This is a genomic window from Haemophilus parainfluenzae, assembly GCF_014931395.1.
Taxonomy (GTDB): domain Bacteria; phylum Pseudomonadota; class Gammaproteobacteria; order Enterobacterales; family Pasteurellaceae; genus Haemophilus_D.
The window spans coordinates 1,092,535-1,112,264 of the sequence record NZ_CP063120.1 but is presented as its reverse complement, the minus strand read 5'-3'; the positions used below and the strand labels follow the sequence as shown (position 1 = coordinate 1,112,264).

16 protein-coding genes, 1 tRNA gene and 1 other annotated feature are annotated in these 19,730 nt (G+C 39.3%); of the genes, 8 read left to right on the top strand and 9 right to left on the bottom strand.

Features of this window, described 5'->3' with window-relative positions; genetic code table 11:
• Nucleotides 1-4 precede the first annotated feature (4 nt).
• Complete coding sequence (locus INP94_RS05465; protein WP_197542946.1) at nt 5-2,632, bottom strand: GDYXXLXY domain-containing protein; 2,628 nt, start codon at nt 2,630-2,632, stop codon at nt 5-7.
• A 166-nt stretch (nt 2,633-2,798) separates the two neighbouring features.
• Here INP94_RS05465 and gloA point away from each other — a divergent pair, with 166 nt between their 5' ends.
• The 4 genes from gloA to priC all read left to right on the top strand — a co-directional run bounded on the left by gloA (nt 2,799) and on the right by priC (nt 6,228).
• Nucleotides 2,799-3,206 (top strand): lactoylglutathione lyase, encoded by a 408-nt coding sequence (gloA, locus tag INP94_RS05460; RefSeq protein ID WP_197542945.1) that lies wholly within the window; start codon nt 2,799-2,801, stop codon nt 3,204-3,206.
• 10 nt (nt 3,207-3,216) lie between these two features.
• The gene (gene rnt, locus INP94_RS05455) at nt 3,217-3,906 is read left to right on the top strand and encodes a ribonuclease T (protein ID WP_083327180.1); all 690 of its coding nucleotides are present in this window, start codon (nt 3,217-3,219) and stop codon (nt 3,904-3,906) included.
• A 117-nt stretch (nt 3,907-4,023) separates the two neighbouring features.
• Nucleotides 4,024-4,151 (top strand) — a sequence feature (His leader region).
• A gap of 103 nt (nt 4,152-4,254) precedes the next feature.
• On the top strand, nt 4,255-5,607 hold the full coding sequence (locus INP94_RS05450) for a Na+/H+ antiporter family protein (RefSeq protein WP_197542944.1): 1,353 nt from the start codon (nt 4,255-4,257) through the stop codon (nt 5,605-5,607).
• Nucleotides 5,608-5,646: 39 nt separating this feature from the next.
• Nucleotides 5,647-6,228, top strand: a complete 582-nt coding sequence (gene priC, locus INP94_RS05445) for a primosomal replication protein PriC (RefSeq protein WP_197542943.1) — start codon at nt 5,647-5,649, stop codon at nt 6,226-6,228.
• Nucleotides 6,229-6,296: 68 nt separating this feature from the next.
• On the opposite strand, the gene INP94_RS05440 is transcribed toward priC, so the two are convergent.
• Nucleotides 6,297-6,386 (bottom strand) — tRNA-Ser (locus INP94_RS05440).
• Nucleotides 6,387-6,541: 155 nt separating this feature from the next.
• On the bottom strand, nt 6,542-9,355 hold the full coding sequence (gene rne / locus INP94_RS05435) for a ribonuclease E (RefSeq protein ID WP_197542942.1): 2,814 nt from the start codon (nt 9,353-9,355) through the stop codon (nt 6,542-6,544).
• A 427-nt stretch (nt 9,356-9,782) separates the two neighbouring features.
• On the opposite strand from rne, the gene rluC reads away from it, so the two are divergent.
• The 3 genes from rluC to hflX all read left to right on the top strand — a co-directional run bounded on the left by rluC (nt 9,783) and on the right by hflX (nt 12,499).
• Nucleotides 9,783-10,763, top strand: a complete 981-nt coding sequence (rluC, locus tag INP94_RS05430) for a 23S rRNA pseudouridine(955/2504/2580) synthase RluC (RefSeq protein ID WP_197542941.1) — start codon at nt 9,783-9,785, stop codon at nt 10,761-10,763.
• 86 nt (nt 10,764-10,849) lie between these two features.
• Entirely contained in the window at nt 10,850-11,134 is a 285-nt protein-coding gene (hfq, locus tag INP94_RS05425; protein WP_197541744.1) for an RNA chaperone Hfq, read from the top strand.
• Between the two features lie 9 nt (nt 11,135-11,143).
• A complete protein-coding gene (hflX, locus tag INP94_RS05420) occupies nt 11,144-12,499 on the top strand; it encodes a ribosome rescue GTPase HflX (RefSeq protein WP_197541743.1) in 1,356 nt (451 codons plus the stop codon).
• On the opposite strand, the gene INP94_RS05415 is transcribed toward hflX, so the two are convergent.
• The 6 genes from INP94_RS05415 to mepM form a co-directional block, all read right to left on the bottom strand.
• Nucleotides 12,489-13,439 carry a sigma 54-interacting transcriptional regulator gene (locus tag INP94_RS05415; protein ID WP_197541742.1) on the bottom strand — a complete coding sequence of 317 codons (951 nt, stop codon included), beginning with the start codon at nt 13,437-13,439 and terminating at the stop codon, nt 12,489-12,491. The two genes, hflX and INP94_RS05415, sit on opposite strands and share 11 nt — an antisense overlap.
• A 120-nt stretch (nt 13,440-13,559) precedes the next feature.
• The gene (locus tag INP94_RS05410; RefSeq protein ID WP_197541741.1) at nt 13,560-14,468 is read right to left on the bottom strand and encodes a siderophore ABC transporter substrate-binding protein; all 909 of its coding nucleotides are present in this window, start codon (nt 14,466-14,468) and stop codon (nt 13,560-13,562) included.
• A gap of 14 nt (nt 14,469-14,482) precedes the next feature.
• Nucleotides 14,483-15,244, bottom strand: coding sequence for an iron ABC transporter ATP-binding protein (locus INP94_RS05405; protein ID WP_197541740.1), 762 nt, complete (start codon nt 15,242-15,244; stop codon nt 14,483-14,485).
• On the bottom strand, nt 15,235-16,194 hold the full coding sequence (locus tag INP94_RS05400; RefSeq protein ID WP_197541739.1) for an iron chelate uptake ABC transporter family permease subunit: 960 nt from the start codon (nt 16,192-16,194) through the stop codon (nt 15,235-15,237). The genes INP94_RS05405 and INP94_RS05400 overlap by 10 nt, the downstream gene beginning before the upstream one ends.
• Nucleotides 16,187-17,140 carry an ABC transporter permease gene (locus INP94_RS05395; RefSeq protein WP_269475093.1) on the bottom strand — a complete coding sequence of 318 codons (954 nt, stop codon included), beginning with the start codon at nt 17,138-17,140 and terminating at the stop codon, nt 16,187-16,189. The genes INP94_RS05400 and INP94_RS05395 overlap by 8 nt, the downstream gene beginning before the upstream one ends.
• A 133-nt stretch (nt 17,141-17,273) precedes the next feature.
• The gene (gene mepM / locus INP94_RS05390; RefSeq protein ID WP_197541738.1) at nt 17,274-18,749 is read right to left on the bottom strand and encodes a murein DD-endopeptidase MepM; all 1,476 of its coding nucleotides are present in this window, start codon (nt 18,747-18,749) and stop codon (nt 17,274-17,276) included.
• Between the two features lie 178 nt (nt 18,750-18,927).
• On the opposite strand from mepM, the gene znuC reads away from it, so the two are divergent.
• Entirely contained in the window at nt 18,928-19,722 is a 795-nt protein-coding gene (gene znuC / locus INP94_RS05385; RefSeq protein ID WP_070591540.1) for a zinc ABC transporter ATP-binding protein ZnuC, read from the top strand.
• Nucleotides 19,723-19,730 lie beyond the last annotated feature (8 nt).

Sequence of the window (19,730 nt, the reverse complement as noted above, 5' to 3'; positions counted from 1 at the left end):
TGCTTTATAGCCCTTTTAAATCCTTATCCAATAAACGAGCTAGCAACAAAATACCGTCTTTAAAGCGATATTCTGCATATTCCGCTTGTGCATAATGTTCACCTTTCCCTTCTGCAAAGAAATAATCTTGGCTTGGTAATTCAGGAAGCCAACCTTTATAACGAATTGGCAAATAAACATTTGGTGTGCAATGTTTAAAATCTGTTGGTATCTCTGATTGCTCCTCACAAAATGTCGCAACATGATTTTTATCAAGATGAACAAGGATATACGCTTTTTTTCCCGAAGGACTTGATTCATCTATACCAGTGGTTTCATTAGATTCAACAGTATCAATAGGTTCATTGCTATCAAGGGATTCATTCGATTCAGATAAAACCTGACTTTGCTGAAACTCAGATAAAATAGCGTAATTCAATACCATATAATCGCCTTGCATCAATGAACGAGGATCCACAGGGGCGATTTTTAAGACAACAGGCTTACCGGTAGCTAGCACATCTTCAAATTGCTGTACTTTATAGTTCACCGCCCCCAATAAGGCAATCACAAAGACACCAACAAGCCAAATCGGTGCTTTAAAAACAGAATGGTTTTCGACCGCACTTTGTGAAGGCGTTTTATAACGAGCATGCAAGAATAAAGTAACAATCGCAAAAATAACGGCAAAGCTCACTAACAATGCTCCTTTATAGAGCAATGGGATGCTCAATTGGTAATAGAACCCACCTAAATAAACAACAAAGGCAAATACCAAAAGACCGAAGAACGCACGACTGTCTGTCCAATAAACGAGCAATAATAATGCTGTTAAATATAAAATGGCGGGTATTCCAACAAAGCCTAATGCAAACAAGCTTAATGCCAATAAAATTAGCACTGCTTCCGTGTGTTTGGATTCACTATGCTTATTCATTAGTGCATAGACAATTAACGGTAATGCACAGATAAGCAGATATAAGATATGGCTAACATCAAACTGAAAGTGTGTCCAAAATTGTCTACTTAAAACTTGCAATACATTATCAAGATTCATCGTGTCTGCTGACATGACATCACTTGAAACATCTGTATCAATAAGACCATAATCTACCCAAGGAAGCGCCATATACGACGGCATAGAGATCCATAGAGAGAATAATACGGTTCCCCAAGCAATAGGCTTTAAATGAATTCGCGCTGATTGATTAGGTCGCATGACCCAATAAAAGAGTGCAATCGAAATCAGTAGCTGAATTTTATTAAACCATGCGTTATTAAACCATATGTCATTCAAGCTGTAACTATGGAAATATAGATTATAGGAAACTTGCCAATAAACGAGAAGCTGGACAACCAATAAAATTCTCACCAAAGAATTCGGCATCAATTTGTAGCTAACGATAATAATGGCTGTAAAAATCAGTGTGGAGATAAAGATAGCGAAATTTGAACCTTCTCTATATTCATATCCGAATAAAAGAAAAAAATCATTAAATTTAACAAGCAAATAGAACCCTAAAAAACTATTTGCGATCAGAAAAAATAAACCTGCTAAAATTGTAGTGTATTCCTTTTTATCTTCATTTAAGGTAATCGACCAAGCTATACCAAATAAAAGAATACCAACAATGAATGTACTAGACTTATCTAAACCTAAAGAAAAAAATAACCAAACGCCTATCGTCACTAGCGCTGTCAATAAAGCTATCATCCATAGTATTGAAATCGCCCAATGGAATTTCTTATTATTTGGATATTCTTGTTTATAGCGTTTCACTAACCACTTGATTGCCATGACTGTGAAAATAAAGCCAATCAATCCTAAAACCACCCCCTCTTCTACACCACGAATCAAAAGAGATGCCAAAAAGCAATAAGCGCCAAGTAAGGCTATGACTGAAATAATTAAATTAATAAAATCAAAGCGATATTTGTGATATACATAAAGTGCGATTAAGGCAGGAATAGCAATTAGCAAAGAACTGAGTGATGAACGACCAAGCTCACCCCAAGCATAAGCATAAAAGTACACATCATAAATTACTATTAAACCGAATAAACTGGCAAAAGTCAGTACTAGAAATACTTTGGGTAAAATACGCCAATGTTGATCATGAAAAGTTTTACTGAATAATTCCGATATCACAAGTAATCCAGCATTAATCAACACGGCATAACACATTGAGTTATGTGAGTTTTGTTCATTAAATAAATAAAACGCAACATTGGCGGTGGCGGCAAATAATAATGCAGAGGCCACATTCGGAAATAATAATAAAAATGGAAGTTGGCAAAGTGTCCAAACTGCAAATAACTGCCATACATCAGCCCCCGTTTGATAGGTTTGGCCGACTAAGGCAAATAAACCGCCAATCAAGACAGAGACAACAAAAAAGATACTATATGTCTTCCACTTTAGTTTTTCTTTGGCTTGTCGATGACTCTCTCGAATAAAGCAATAAATACCTAATACCACTGTCACCACAAGCAATGTTTGTAAGCCATAAATTTTGGCTAAATCAGAAAAATAATCTAAATTAGCTGCAATTAACGTGACTACTCCACTCGTTAAAAACCCTACGGTTAATAATAAAAACAGTAAATTTAAATAACGTTGCCAAGAAAGATTAAAAAGGCCAGTTGTATTCATTCATTTTTTCCTTTTTATAAAAAGATTAGTATTATCTTAGCATAATAGTAAGGTAAATAAATAACTTAAAAAATGTAATGTAATTTACCCTATATTGAAGATTAATTCGCGCCAAATCGCATTCTATGGCATAATTTAGCAAACACAATTAAAGAAGGAAAACGACATGAGAATTTTACACACGATGCTTCGAGTAGGTGATTTAGACCGCTCTATTAAATTTTATCAAGATGTTTTAGGTATGCGTTTATTACGCACAAGTGAAAACCCTGAGTATAAATATACGCTTGCTTTTTTAGGTTACGAAGATGGCGAAAGCGCTGCAGAAATTGAATTAACATACAACTGGGGCGTAACGGAATATGATCTTGGTAATGCTTACGGGCATATTGCTATTGGTGTAGATGATATTTACGCAACTTGTGAAGCGGTACGTGCTCATGGCGGTAAAGTGACTCGCGAAGCCGGCCCGGTTAAAGGCGGCACAACTGTGATTGCATTCGTTGAAGATCCAGATGGTTATAAGATCGAATTTATCGAAAACAAAAGTGCAAAATCAGCTTTAGGGAATTAAGGAATATATTGTGTCAGATACACCTGAAATTCCTTATCATCACCAATTAAAAAATCGCTTCCGTGGCTACTTTCCTGTCATTATTGATGTGGAAACGGCTGGGTTTGATGCCAAAAAAGATGCACTTTTAGAGCTTGCGGCAATCACCTTAAAAATGGATGAAAATGGCAATTTACAACCTGATCAAAAATGCCATTTCCATATTGAACCATTTGAGGGGGCGAATATTAATCCCGAATCACTCAAATTTAACGGGATTGATATTCACAATCCATTGCGAGGTGCGGTATCTGAATTAGATGCGATCACGGGATTGTTCCAAATGGTGCGTCGTGGACAAAAAGATGCTGAATGTCAGCGTTCTATCATCGTGGCACACAACGCGGCTTTTGACCAAAGTTTCGTGATGGCGGCGGCTGAGCGCACAGGCGTAAAACGCAATCCATTCCACCCTTTTGGGATGTTTGATACCGCAACGCTTGCCGGTTTTATGTTTGGACAAACAGTGCTCGTCAAAGCATGCCAAGCGGCAAAAATTCCTTTTGATGGTAAACAAGCACACTCGGCGCTATATGATACCGAACGTACGGCAGAATTATTTTGCTATATGGTGAATCATTTAAAAGAGCTTGGTGGTTTCCCGCATATTGCTCAAACAAATGAAACGGAAAAAACAGCTGAAAATCAGACCGCACTTTAATTTTCAAAATTTTTTAGAAAAAAGGCTTGCAATCGTTTTCGGTTTACCGTATTTTAAAAAGTAATTCGATTTAGTTATCTAAATAAGAGAGTTTCAAATGAACTTTATCCTTCGTCACCATCATCGCCATTCAACTGAATAATCTTTCAGGCTGTTGGCGTGCTTGGAAGATTTCTTCCGAGCTGACAAGATAAAGATCAAAAAAATCTTACCCCTCGGAAGGCAACTTTCGAGGGGTTTTGTTTTATTATCAATTTACAGGAGTTTATTACTATGCGACATTTAACCTTAAATCAATTTTCTTTTATGCGACCTTTTAAGTTTAATTAATCAATAAGGAACAACAATATGCTATCGAATCCCGTTGTTATTTCAATTGTCGTACTACTGGCATTAAGCCTACTGCGCGTGAACGTGGTTATCGCACTGGTAATTTCCGCGCTTACAGCCGGCTTATGCGGAGACCTAGGTTTAAGCAAAACCATTGAAACCTTTACAGGCGGCTTAGGTGGTGGTGCTGAAGTGGCGATGAACTATGCGATGCTCGGTGCATTTGCCATTGCAATTTCAAAATCTGGCATCACTGATTTGCTTGCTTATAAAATTATTACTCGAATGAACAAAACACCAACCGATAAAAATTTAGCGTGGTTTAAATATATGCTACTTGGTATTTTGCTTTTATTCTCAATTTCATCCCAAAACTTGCTCCCAGTGCACATTGCGTTTATTCCGATTGTGGTACCACCTTTACTTTCTATTTTTAACCGTTTAAAAATCGATCGTCGTGCAGTCGCTTGCATTATTACCTTTGGTTTAACCGCAACCTATATGATCTTGCCGGTTGGCTTCGGGAAAATTTTTATCGAAAGCGTTTTAGTAAAAAATATCAATCTTGCTGGTGCCCCACTCGGTTTACAAACCAGTGTTGGTGAAGTTTCTTTCGCTATGCTTATCCCTGTTATTGGTATGATTCTTGGTTTACTCACCGCCGTATTTGTTACCTATCGCAAACCACGCGAATATGTTGTGACAACGGCAGAACCAACCACAACTGAAATTGAACAACACATTGCGAACATTAAACCGATTCAAATTACCGCAAGTGTAGTCGCCATTGTCGCCACGTTTGCTACCCAGCTTTTCACAAGTTCAACTATCATTGGTGGCTTAGTCGGTTTAGTGATTTTCGGTGCATTTGGTATTTTCAAACTCAAAGAAAGTAACGATATTTTCCAACAAGGTTTACGCTTAATGGCAATGATTGGCTTTGTGATGATTGCAGCTTCTGGTTTTGCCAATGTGATTAATAGCACAAGTGGTGTGAAGGAGTTAGTTGATGCACTTTCAACGGGTGTGATTCAAAGCAAAGGCGTTGCGGCATTCTTGATGCTACTCGTTGGGCTATTGATTACCATGGGGATTGGCTCTTCTTTCTCAACCGTGCCAATTATCACCTCAATTTATGTACCACTTTGTCTCTCTTTTGGTTTCTCACCACTTGCAACAGTGGCTATCGTAGGTGTAGCGGCGGCATTAGGGGATGCGGGTTCACCGGCTTCTGACTCCACACTTGGTCCAACATCCGGTTTGAATATGGATGGTAAACATGACCACATTTGGGATTCTGTTGTACCAACCTTTATTCACTACAACATCCCATTATTAGCATTCGGTTGGATTGCAGCCATGACCCTTTAATCGTTATAATCCCTGCATTCATCATGCGGGGATTTTTTTATGTCTATTCAATCATTACTCAATACGCTCGAACAAAAAGTACAGCAACTGACTCACGCCTATCAAGCTGACTCTGATAAAAAAATCAATGCTAAATTTAACCGCACTTTATTTACTGAAGATTTTGAAACTGTCGGTTTTTATCTCAAAGAAATCCAGCAAAGCTTAACTAAGCTATCTAATATCCCCCATCAAAATGAAGAGCAAATTGTATTTATGGCAGAACATCTTTTAGGGCAATGTACCGCCTTGACTGAAGCCATGAATCGCAAGCATAAAAAGCCCATTCAACCGAAAATAGCAGAGCCACAAGTTGCAAGTAGCAAATCACAACATAGCATTCATCGCCTCCCTCCAAGAGAGCGTTTAGAGAAATATTATGAAGCCTTGCAGCAACTCACGGAAAAATACGAAGAAGCTAAAGCACAAGCGGATACGGCACAAACAGATATTCAACGAGATATGCATAAGCAAACAGCCGCAATTTATTTAACGCGTCGTCAAAAATGTTTAGAAGCGATTGAGACCTTAGAAGAATACCTTGCCTTTAAAGAGGCCCAAGAAAGTGCGGTCAAAAAATAAGATATTTTTTAATCGACTAAAAAGTAAAAATCCCTAAATCTTTCGATTTAGGGATTTTTTGAATTTGATGGCGGAGGAAGTGAGATTCGAACTCACGGAGGGCGTAAACCCTCGCCGGTTTTCAAGACCGGTGCCTTCAACCACTCGACCATTCCTCCGTGATTTAAGCGAGGTGAATAATACGTTTTTTCCCCCACCCCGTCAAGCAAGAAAATAAAAAAATTATCTGACTGACTACTTTTAAATCACTATGTTTTAAAAATGCACAAAATAAAAAACGGAACCTACTGGCTCCGCTTTTATTATTGAGATATTACTCTGCTTTTGCTTGTGTCGCTTCAGAATAAATATGACTAATTGCACTATGATGGCCTGCGGCGCCTTTACCATTAAAGTAATAGCGAGACTCCGTCCATTCTACAATTGGGAATGGTTTAGACTCTTCATCTGGTGCTTTAGCTAATGTCATCGCTGCTTTTGTGTGCTGTACTGCTGAAATGGTGCCTGCACGACCAGTGAACACATAAGAGCGAACAAACTCTGTTTTCTCTTGTGGTTCAACTTCTGTCGTTGCAACTTGAGCAACAGGTTCTGATTTATGATGCAAGCGTTCTAATGATTCTTGCACTTTCTGTTGAACCGCTTCATTTGCCGGTTGAGTAATGAAATCTAACGCTGGTTGTGCTTCAACTGATTTTTCTTCCACGACAATACCTGTTGCCGGGGTAATTACACCTTTTTTCGTTTTTTCTTGCTCAAGTAATTCATCCACCGATAAGAAATTGCTTTCTTTCGCTGCATTCACAGCAGAATAATCGATGCATACTTTACCGCTTGCTAATTCAGGTGAAGCAACTGCCGCAAATAATGGCATTGGTGACTTCACTTCATTACGGCGGCGGCGTTGATTATTCGATGTACGTAAATGACGTGGAGTACGACGCTGACGTTCTTGACGTGGTTTATCTTCAGCATTATCTGCTACATTGTTTTCAACCACTTGATTTTGAACAGTCTCAACAGCTGGCACTTCAACTGCTTCAGTAACATTTTCAGTTACATCATTTGGATTGTCATCAATACGAACACGTTTACGTAAATCACGACGTTGACGACGCTCTGCTACTGGTTTTTCTGCTTTTTCTTCTTGACGATTATCATCAGAAACATTAGCAAAATTAACCGCACTTTCAGATGTCACTTCTTCATTCGCGTTACGACGATTGCGACGATTATTCACACGCTCGCGAGTTGGACGCGCATTTTCTTCATCTGTATTTTTCGCATTATCGTTATTTTCGTTATTGCGAGAACGACGATTATTACGACGATCTTGATTACGACGATTATTACGGTTGTTGTTACGATTGTTGCGGTTGTTTTGGTTTTTCTCTTCTTCTTTTGGTTCAGAAGCAAATAAACCTTTAATTGCGGCAACAATTTTTGCAAACAATGACGGTTCTTCCGATTTACGCTCAACTGGTGCTGGTGCAGCCGTTGGAATCGATAGAGATACTGCTGCACTTTCCATCACTTGCTCAGCGGTCACTGCTGCATTTTCGATATTGCGAGAAACAAGAGACTCTTCTGGTACAAATGTATCGTCTTGTGCATCATGGAATTTCGTTAAGTTATAGCTTAATTCATTTAGCTCTTCGCCCTCACGAACACGGAATACGCTGAAATGTGGCGTTTCCATTGCTTCATTTGGCACCACGATAATATCAACATCATGGCGTTTTTCGATGCTATGAACGGCTTTACGTTTTTCATTAAGTAAGTAAGACGCTATTTGTACAGGCACGATGGTGTGCACTTGTTTGGTGTTTTCTTTTAACGCTTCTTCTTCAATTAAACGTAAGATAGAAAGTGATAAACTTTCATTATCACGCACTTTACCCGTACCTTGACAGCGTGGGCAAACATGGTGAGAAGATTCACCTAATGATGGACTTAAACGCTGACGCGACATTTCCAATAAGCCGAAGCGAGAAATACGGCTGATTTGAATACGCGCACGGTCTTGACGTACCGCATCACGAATACGGTTTTCAACTTCACGTTGGTGACGAACAGGTGTCATATCAATGAAATCGATAACCACTAACCCACCTAAGTCACGTAAACGTAATTGACGAGCAATTTCATCTGCCGCTTCAAGGTTGGTATTTAATGCGGTTTCTTCAATGTCACCACCACGAGTTGAACGCGCCGAGTTGATATCGATCGCCGTTAACGCTTCTGTCACATCAATGACAATTGAACCGCCAGAAGGTAAACGCACTTCACGTTGGAAGGCTGATTCAATTTGTGACTCAATTTGATAGTGGCTAAATAACGGCACTTCACCTTGATACAGTTTCACACGATTGATGAAATCTGGACGTACAAGTTTGATGTGCGCTTTCGCTTTTTCAAATACTTTCGGGCTATCAATTAAAATCTCACCGATATCACGACGCAAATAATCACGGATCGCACGCACGATCACATCACTTTCTTGGTGAATTAAGAACGGCGCTGGACGACTTTGTGAAGCTTGTTTGATCGCTTCCCAATGATGTAAAAGTACTTTCAAGTCCCATTGTAATTCTTCTGGTGATTTACCTACACCCGCTGTACGCACGATAAGACCAACGCCTTCTGGTACATCTAAAGAACTCAATGCTTCTTTTAATTCGATACGTTCATCACCTTCAATACGGCGAGAGATACCACCTGCACGAGGATTGTTTGGCATAATCACCAAATAACTACCGGCAAGGGAAACAAAAGTGGTTAAGGCTGCGCCTTTATTGCCGCGTTCTTCTTTGTTTACCTGAACGATCACTTCTTGACCTTCGGTCAAAATATCACGGATATTTGGACGACCTTGGAACACATAATCAGCAGGGAAATATTCGCGGGCAATTTCTTTTAAAGGAAGGAAGCCATGGCGCTCTGCACCATAATCTACAAAGGCTGCTTCTAAACTCGGCTCTACGCGAGTGATTTTCCCTTTGTAAATATTCGCTTTTTTCTGTTCATGACCCGGACTTTCAATATCCAAGTCAAATAAACGCTGGCCATCGACCAACGCAACGCGCAACTCTTCTTTTTGAGTCGCATTGATTAACATTCTTTTCATTGTCAATTTCTCGTTTGAATTATCTAAAAATACCTTGAAAATTAACCGCACTTTACAGATTTACTGACCTTAGCCATCGACCTCGTGTTTCTCGCGAACAGTCAATCTCACGACTGTGTGTTGCTGGGTGCATTGATAGCATACTCAATTGTTATCTAAGACAATTTTCGTAAAACAATGCGGTGTGTTAATTACGCATTGCAAGGAAGCGTTAACCTTCAAGAAAAATATGTTGATTATCAATGTCTTATGCCATTCGCTGCATTGAGTTTTGACCAACATACAAAATCGCTTTCTAAATGCCAAATTTTAGGCGCAGAAGGACGCTCTATTATCCACATTCAGGGCTAAATTAGCAAGGCATTCTTGCTATTATCACTAGGGATATTGTGATATGATTCAGCCCAATTTTTAAAGGACAGATTCAATGACTGAAAAACAAGAAAAAATCATCAATCAATCCGTCAAAATGCTCACGATTTCTGAGGATGAAGCAGGACAACGCATTGATAATTATTTATTAGCAAAATTAAAAGGTGTGCCAAAAAGTTTGATTTATCGCATTCTGCGTAAAGGCGAAGTACGTGTGAACAAAGGGCGAATCAAACCTGAATATAAATTGCAAAATGGTGATGTGGTGCGTGTGCCTCCAGTTCGTGTTTCTGAAAAAAATACTGCCCCAATTTCTAAAAACTTGAATAAAGTCGCCTCCCTTGAAAACCATATTATTTTTGAAGATGATTGTTTATTAGTATTAAACAAACCTTCTGGCATTGCGGTTCATGGCGGGAGTGGTTTGAATTTTGGCGTGATTGAAGCCTTGCGTGCATTACGTCCTGAAGCCCGTTTTTTAGAATTGGTTCATCGTTTAGACAGAGATACATCAGGTATCTTATTAGTAGCGAAGAAACGCTCTACCTTACGCAACTTACACGAACAACTTCGTGTTAAAACCGTACAAAAAGATTATCTCGCACTCGTGCGTGGACAATGGCAATCTCATGTGAAAGTCGTACAAGCGCCTTTATTAAAAAATGAGCTGGCCAGTGGTGAACGCATCGTTAAAGTCAGTGAGCAAGGTAAACCTTCAGAAACCCGATTTGCCATTGAAGAACGCTATCAAAATGCGACCTTAGTAAAAGCGTCGCCTGTAACGGGAAGAACCCATCAGATCCGAGTTCATACTCAATATGCAGGTCACCCAATCGCGCTGGATGATAAATACGGTGATAAAGAATTCGATAAATATATGCAAGATCTCGGACTCAATCGTTTGTTTTTACATGCATTTTCTATTCGATTTGAACACCCTAAAACGGGCGAAACATTACGTTTCAATGCACAACTAGATAAAAAAATGAAAACAATTCTGAAAAAACTGCGTGAAAGCAAAGAGATAAACCCATAGACAAGAAAAATGTTTATTGCTATATTTGGCGATGGAGACAACTCGTTTCTATCATTAATTAACATATAACAACAAAGGATAGCAAAATGGCAAAAGGACAATCATTACAAGATCCTTATTTGAATGCGTTACGCCGTGAACGTATTCCTGTTTCGATTTATCTCGTTAATGGGATTAAATTACAGGGTCAAATCGAATCATTCGACCAATTCGTGATTTTATTAAAAAACACGGTTAATCAAATGGTGTACAAACACGCTATTTCAACTGTGGTTCCAGCACGTTCTGTTTCTCACCACAATAATAACGGCGGTCATCATGCAGCACAAGCTTCTGATGCTGTAGCGGAAGTAGAAACACAAGCAGAATAATTCTGTTCAATGAACGATTTCATCAGTTTAAGTGCGGTTGAAAATTCACCTGAAATTTCAACCGCACTTTCGTCATCTAAGACAAGCGACAATAGCCAATCGACAAAAGATAAAGCGGTCGTCGTGCATGTTTTCTTTTCTCAAAATAAAAACATTGAAGATCTACAAGAATTCCAACTTTTAGCAGAATCTGCCAATGTTGAGATTTTACAAATCATCACCACAAGCCGTGCCACGCCACAAGCAAAATACTTTATCGGTGAGGGGAAAGCACAAGAAATTGCGGATGCAGTGAAAACTTTAGATGCTGATGTGGTTTTGGTAAATCATCAATTAACGCCTGCTCAAACCCGTAATTTGGAAAGCATCTGCCAATGCCACGTAGTGGATCGCACGGGGGTGATTTTAGACATTTTTGCCCAACGAGCCCGCTCGCACGAAGGGAAATTGCAAGTTGAATTAGCTCAGCTTAAGCATTTATCCACTCGATTAGTCCGCCGAAAAACAGGTTTAGATCAGCAAAAAGGTGCGGTTGGATTGCGTGGTCCTGGTGAAACGCAATTAGAAACGGATCGCCGTTTAATCAAGGTTCGTATTGCACAGTTGCAAAATCGTTTGGCCAAAGTCGAAAAACAACGCAATCAAAATCGCCAAACCCGACAAAAAGCGGATATTCCGACCATTTCTTTAGTGGGTTATACCAATGCGGGGAAATCAACACTATTCAATTTCATCACGCAAGCCAATGTCTATGCGGCGGATCAGCTTTTTGCTACCCTCGATCCCACATTAAGACGTTTACAAATTCAAGATATTGGTACGGCAATTCTCGCCGATACCGTGGGTTTCGTTCGCCAACTTCCCCATGATTTAGTTTCCGCTTTTAAATCTACCTTGCAAGAAACGGTAGAAGCCAGTTTGTTATTGCACGTCATCGATGCGGCAGATGCTCGAAAAATCGAAAATATTGAAGCTGTGAATTTAGTGTTGGAAGAAATTAAGGCTGATAAAGTGCCTGCATTATTGGTGTATAACAAAATTGATTTATTGGAAAATGTGGCGCCTCATATTGAATATGATGACGAGAATAAGCCCGTTGCCGTTTATCTTTCAGCACATTCAGGTGAGGGATTAGATCTACTACTTGAAGCCATTAAAGTGCGGTTGAAAAACGAGATACTTTCTTTCACCCTCACACTGCTCCCACAAGAGGGAAAAATTCGCCACGCACTCTATCAATTAGACAGCATTCGTCACGAGCAAATTTCAGATGAAGGTGAATTTATCCTCAATGTACAAATTGATAAAGTCGAATGGCTCAAACTTTGTAAACAATTTCCTAAACTGTCAGAAATTATTTACTAATACCGTATTGTTTTAATTTATTGGCAATCGCCGTGTGTGATACGCCTAATCGTTGCGCCAATTTTCGCGTACTTGGATATTGTGCATAAAAAGCGCGGAGCACACTCGCCTCATATTGTCCCATGATCTCATCCAGTGTTTGCTCACCAAAATCATCCGCAGAAATGACCGCACTTTGTACAGGTTTTAAATTTAAACATTCAATATCAAGCTGGTTATTTTTCGCTAAAGAACAGGCGCGATACAAGACATTGTATAGTTCTCGCACATTGCCTTGCCAAGGCTGACCTTTTAAATAATTTAGAAAATTAGCATCATATTGAGGCATTGGAATCTTAAGCTGTGTGCTAATTTCTTGTAAAAAACCTTCCGTTAAAGGTTGAATGTCCTCCACTCGCTCACGCAATGGCGGCACATTTAGTGCTAAAACATTTAATCGGTGGAATAAATCACTGCGTAATTTCCCTTGTTCTAACAGTTTTTCCATCGGTTCTTGTGAGGTACAAATCACCCGAACATTTGCATGATGTTCTTTTTCTTCGCCCACTCGACGGAAAGAACCATCCGTTAAAAAACGTAATAATTTTGCCTGTAAACTTAATGAAAGCTCAGCAATACCGTCCAGCAACACCGTGCCTTCGTTAGCATATTCAAAAAAACCGATGGTTTCACTGTCACCCACTTTACGCCCAAACATTTCGCTTTCCGCATCTTCATCTGGCAAACCTGCACAGTTTACTGCAATGAATTTTTTCTCACGGCGCAAGCTCGCAAAATGACAAGCTTTTGCTAATAAGTCTTTACCCGTGCCCGTTTCACCTTGAATTAAAAGCGGCACATCAAACATCGCAAAACGTTGTGCATTTTCGACCGCACTTTTCATGGAAAAGCTTTGAGTGACAAAGCAAGAGAAAGGATCTTGTGGATTAAATGTCAGCATAAAATAAGCTCAATTTTATTGAATGATGCCGATATGATAGGGAGTTTATTGATATGTGTAAAGATTAATTTACATATAAAAAGGGCAATCCTTGACTGCCCTTTTAGATGATTTTTTGTATTATTTTTTCACTGCACGATCAAGTTCTTGTGCGATGATTTCCATGCTTTCTAAACCACCAAACGCAAGATACCAATTGGCAGCATCAAGATACACAATGTGTCCATCTTTATACGCTTTGGTTTGTTTGATGATATCGTTATCCAATACTTTTTGTGCATTGTTGGCTTTTTCTGTAATCGCCGCGGTACGATCCACGACAAGTAAAAAGTCTGGATTTTTTTCTAAGATATATTCAAAACCAACACTTTGGCCGTGCGTAGACGATTTGATGCTGTCATCAATCGGTTTAAAACCAAATTTTTGATACACCATACCATAACGAGAACCATCACCAAAGGCACTGATTTTACTTTCATTGACAAGTACCAATAAGGCGGTTTTGTCTTTCGCATCTTTGGCGACTTGGTCAATCTTACTTTCTAATGCTGAAAGTTTTTCTTTCGCAATATTTTCTTTACCAAAGATCCGACCAAGTGCGGTCACATTTTGTTGAAAACTCGGGTAGTAATTGTTGTAGTCATTTTCAACATTAAATACTGGCGCGATCTCTTTAAATTTGTCGATCATTTTTTCTTGACGTTTAGACGCGATGATCAAATCCGGATTGAGTTCATTAATTTGCTCCAATGATTGTTCTTTCAAATCGCCGACATTTTTATATTTTTTGTCTGCAAATTCTGAAAGGTAGCTTGGAATTTTTCCACTTTGTGGGAAGCCCACGATTTTATCTTGCACACCTAATGCACGAAGTGTGTCTGCGGCACCAAAATCAAGCACAATGACTCGCTGTGGATTTTGTGGCACAACCTGCTTTCCAGCGGCATTTTCAACGGTAATATCTGCTGCTTGAGCAACACCGACCAAAGCAAAAAGTGAAAGTGCTAATGTTGATAGTGTTTTTTTCATGAAGATTTCCTTATTTATCTAAAATAAACGGCAATTTTATGGTCGTCGATATCCTGAATAGGTATCGTCATATCGTAAATATCTTGTAGCACGGGTGATTGCATAATGTGGTTAACTTCCCCTTGGTGTACCAATTTTCCATTTTTCATGGCAACAATGTAGTCTGAGTAACAAGAGGCAAAATTAATATCGTGAATCACAATCACCACGGTTTTGTTGAGTTCTGTCGCTAATTTACGCAAAACTTGCATGATCTGCACAGAATGTTTCATATCCAGATTATTTAATGGTTCATCCAACAAAATATAATCCGTATCTTGTGCCAGTGTCATCGCAATATAAGCGCGTTGTCGCTGCCCACCACTTAAGTTATCAATATATTGATGACGAATATCATCTAAATTCATATAAGCAATGGCATTATCAATAAAAGTGCGGTCAGTTTGGGTTAAGTTTCCTTTGCAATAAGGGAAACGCCCAAAAGCGACTAAATCTTCAATGGTTAGACGCAAATTAATGTTGTTAGTTTGCTTTAAAATCGCAAGTTGTTTCGCAATATCGCTACTTTTCTTGCGATTGAGCAATTCACCATTGAGATGGATCTCGCCACTATCAGCATTCAACAAACGGCTCATAATAGACAACACCGTACTCTTCCCCGCGCCATTCGGCCCGATAAAAGACGTAATTTTCCCCGTAGGAATGGTGATGGACACATTATCCACCACCTTTTTGCTTCCGTAACTTTTAGTAATATTGCGAATTTCTATTGCCATTTTTTGTTTGCTCTTAATAACAAATAAATAAAATACACGCCACCGACAAAATTAACGATGATGCTTAATGTCGTGCGGAACGTAAAAATATGGGTCACTAATAATTGCCCTAAAACCAAGGTAATAATGGAAATTAACATCGCGGCAGGAATGAGTACCTTGTGGCGATAATCACGAACAAATTCAAAGGTCACATTCATCACCAATAACCCCAGGAAAGTAAGTGGACCAACAAGTGCGGTCGACACTGACGTTAAAATTGCCACGAGAATTAATAGGACTTTTAAGGTCTTTTGATAATCAATCCCTAAGTTAATCGCATTTTCTCTTCCTAACGCCAACACATCAAAGCAATGCCAATATCTCAGACTGAAAACAATCGTCGCCACTAAAATGGCTAATGCTACCCACAAGATTTGTGTATTGATTCGGTTGAAACTTGCAAAGCCAATATCTTGTGCGATCTGGAATTCATTTGGATCAATCAACACTTCCATAAACGTCGTTAAACTGCCAAAGAAGGTGCCGAAAATAATCCCAACAAGCAATAAGAAGAAAATATTTTGGTTTTCTTTCTTAAAGAGGAAGTGATAAAGCGCTAATGAAAATGCCATCATTAATCCCGTACACAATACAAACAAGGCAATAGAATTCATTGAAAGCAATGTGGTCGAACCGAAAAGGAAAATAATCGTCGTTTGAATCAGTAAATACAGCGAATCTAACCCTAAAATACTCGGGGTGAGAATTCGGTTATTCACAACCGTTTGGAAGATCATCGTAGCAAGTGCAATTGCAGCACCTGTGATCACAATCGCAATTAATGATAAGGCACGATTTTCCAAGGCATATTGCCAACGGTTTGGTAAGTTGTAGCCTAAATAAAGTGCAAGAGAAACCATGGCTAACAACGACAATACAATCAGTTGAGAAGAAGATTTCTTAGCCATTTCTATACCGTTTTAATAATAAAAATAAGAAGATACCACTACCAAATACACCAACCACGGCATTAATGGAAATCTCATAAGGATAAATCACACTTCGACCTAAAATATCACAGAATAAGACAAAGACGGCACCTAGCAAAGCGGTATGAGATAACACTTTCTTCAAGTTATCCCCTAAATAAAGCGTGACGATATTTGGAATAATTAGCCCCAAGAAAGGGATCACCCCAACAGACACGATAATAATCGAAGACACCACCGCCACAATGAGCAGACCGAGATAAAGTACCTGGTTGTAATTTAGACCTAGATTAACCGCAAAATCTTTCCCCATCCCGACAATAGAAAAACGATGGGCAAATAAATAAGCCACGATGAGTGTAGGAATACTGAAATACAACAATTCATAACGGCCTGACATCACAAGAGAAAAGTCCCCTTGTAGCCACCCGGATAAGTTTTGCAATAGATCTTCTTTATAAGCGATAAAGGCAGTAATTGAACTGATGATATTACCAAACATAATCCCCACTAAGGGCACAAAAATCGTGTCCTTGAATTTCAAACGGGACAGAATCGTCATAAATAATAATGTGCCAAGGAAAGACATGATGACCGCAATGGCGGTTTTTAACAACATTGAAGCTGTTGGGAAAAACAGCATGGCCATTAAAATGCCTAATCGTGCGCTGTCCATTGTGCCCGCCGTGGTGGGAGAAACAAATCGGTTTCGACTGAGTTGCTGCATCACTAAACCACAAATACTCAAGGATGCACCCGCAATCAAGATACTGATTAAACGTGGCACACGACTGATGAAAAAAATCTGCCACTGATTACCTTCAAAATTCAGTAATCCTTGTAAATTAACGGTACTTACCCCGAGAAAAAGTGAAACAAAGGAAAGCACGATTAAAAGAAAAATCAGATAACGCCGCTTAATCATAATAAATGAGAATAATTTCGAAATGCAAAAAGAATAGCATATTGAAGGAAAAGAAGAAAGGTGGAGAGCGGTCAGTTTTGGGTTAATTCTTAATCGAATAAAAATGCGGTCAAATTTGACCGCACTTCATTCGCTATAATTTTAACGTTCTTTCGACTTCTTTCGCTCGAACTAAGAATTGCTTACGTTCTGCCGTTGCCATTCCGCTGCTGGTGCCCGGCAATTTCACCGTAAGCGGGTTCACCGCACGCTCATTAATATGAAACTCGTAGTGCAAGTGTGGACCAGTTGAAATCCCTGTATTACCGGTTAATGCAATACGCTCCCCTTTCTTCACAGTTTGCCCCGCACGCACTAAAGCACGACTTAAATGCATATACACCGTTTGATATTCACGACCATGACGTATCACCACATAACGTCCTGCACCACCAGCTTGATAAGCGACTTTTTCTACTACACCTTCTGCTGGCGCAATAACTGGCGTACCTGGTGAAACAGCAAAGTCCACCCCTTTATGCGGACGAACACGCCCTGTTACCGGATGTCGACGATTTGGGTTAAATGGTGACGAAATACGCGCTTGACGTTGCAATGGATAACGCGCAAAGCCTTTACCAAGGGTTTCCCCTTGCTTATCGTAGTAACGACCATTGGCGGCTTGAATGCCATAATAGCTCTTACCGTCTGCCATAATATGAATGGCTTCAACGTTACCTTGACCGGTTAATTTATCGCCTAAATATTCACGTGATACCAAAATCGCAAATTTGGTGCCTTTGCTGAGTTTTTGAAGGCTTACCTGCCATTGTAACGCAGAACTTAATTGGCTAATTTGACGACCATCCAAGCCTAAATCACGCAAACTTGATGCAAAAGATCCGTTAATCGTGCCTTTTAACACCTCTTTCTTCCAGATACTTTTCTTCTCTAAGATTTGACGTTTAAATTTACCGTCTTCCGTGCGCTCATAAATGCGTTCTTCTTTTTCAGACACCAACCAGTTTAAATATTCCAGTTGATCTTCTTTATCTAAAATCCAATAGAACTGTTGACCTGCGCGCAAAGTTTTTAATTCAGGATACTCAGCGATTAAATTCTTCGCCGTATCATCTTCTAAACCTGAAAGCTCTAACACATCTTTTAATGAATCGCCACGCACCACCGTATGACTAAATTGATCGGTAATACGCAATGCCTGATCGGCTACATCTAAAATACCGCTAAGCGCATCTTGCGCATCTTTTGGTAAATCAGTTAGCTCATCAAACTGCGGTTTGATTTCATCTACTTCGTCATCTTTGGCTTGAAGTTCATCATCGTAAGAAGTCGCATCTTCCGTATTCGCATTCTGCTTCGTTTCAGGATGTTCGCCTGCTTGAGTTTGCGACTTATCAGATTCTGTTTTTTCAGGTGTAAGGGATTGATATTGAACGTTATCCACCATCTCTGGTTCAAGATTACTTTGCAGAGAAGGATCGTAATCCGCGGTATCTTTAAAGGCGAGAAAAATACCCGTTAAAATAAGCAAAAGTGCAGCAAAAAAAATCGCCGCTTTTATGCGGGATTTTCTTTTCCGTCGATCTCTAGCTAATTTAACGTGTTGCAAAATAGATACCTTTAAAATGAATAAAAAGCTTTTCGCTCTTCAGACTACAAACTCTAAAAAAAATTCATTTTACCCTAAAAATGCGAAATTTTATGCCTAAATATTAGGCATAGTCGGAATTTCTTGAGAAAAATAAGGAAATGAGCTATTTTAGTGAGCTATTTTTAAAGGGGGAATTATGCAAATTCGCGCCATTCAACCAGCCCAACCCACACCATTAATTACACTGAAAAATATCAATGTGGTCTTTGAACAAAAGACCGCATTGCGGGATATTAATCTCAGTATTTATCCTAATTCCATTATCACCATTGTAGGCCCAAATGGTGGAGGAAAATCGACTCTCTTAAAAACCTTATTAAAATTACAAACGCCAACATCCGGTGAAGTAATTTATAGCGCTAATGTCAGAATTGGCTATGTCCCACAAAAAATTCACCTCGATCACAGCTTACCGATGACGGTTGAGCGTTTTCTTGCGCTCAAAAAAGGTGTTAAAACGCAAGAAATATCAACCGCACTTGAGCAACTTTCTATTACGCATCTGAGAAAAAATAATATGCAAAAACTCTCTGGTGGCGAGATGCAACGTGTATTATTGGCCCGTGCGATTTTAAATAAACCCAATTTACTGGTGCTAGATGAACCAACTCAAGGCGTGGATATTAATGGTCAAGCTGAACTTTATCAGCTGATTCATCGTACTCAACAAACCTTAAACTGTGCGGTTTTAATGGTTTCCCATGATTTGCATATCGTGATGGCGGACAGTAAAGAAGTGTTGTGCATCAATCAACACATTTGCTGTGCCGGCACACCAGAAAGCCTATCCAATGATCCCAAATTTATGCGTCTTTGGGGCAATCAAATCTCACAAAATATGGGCTTTTATACGCACCACCATAACCATCACCATAATATGCACGGTGATGTTTGTAGTTGCAGTGCCAATCCATCAGAATGCCAACAATAAGGAAAAAT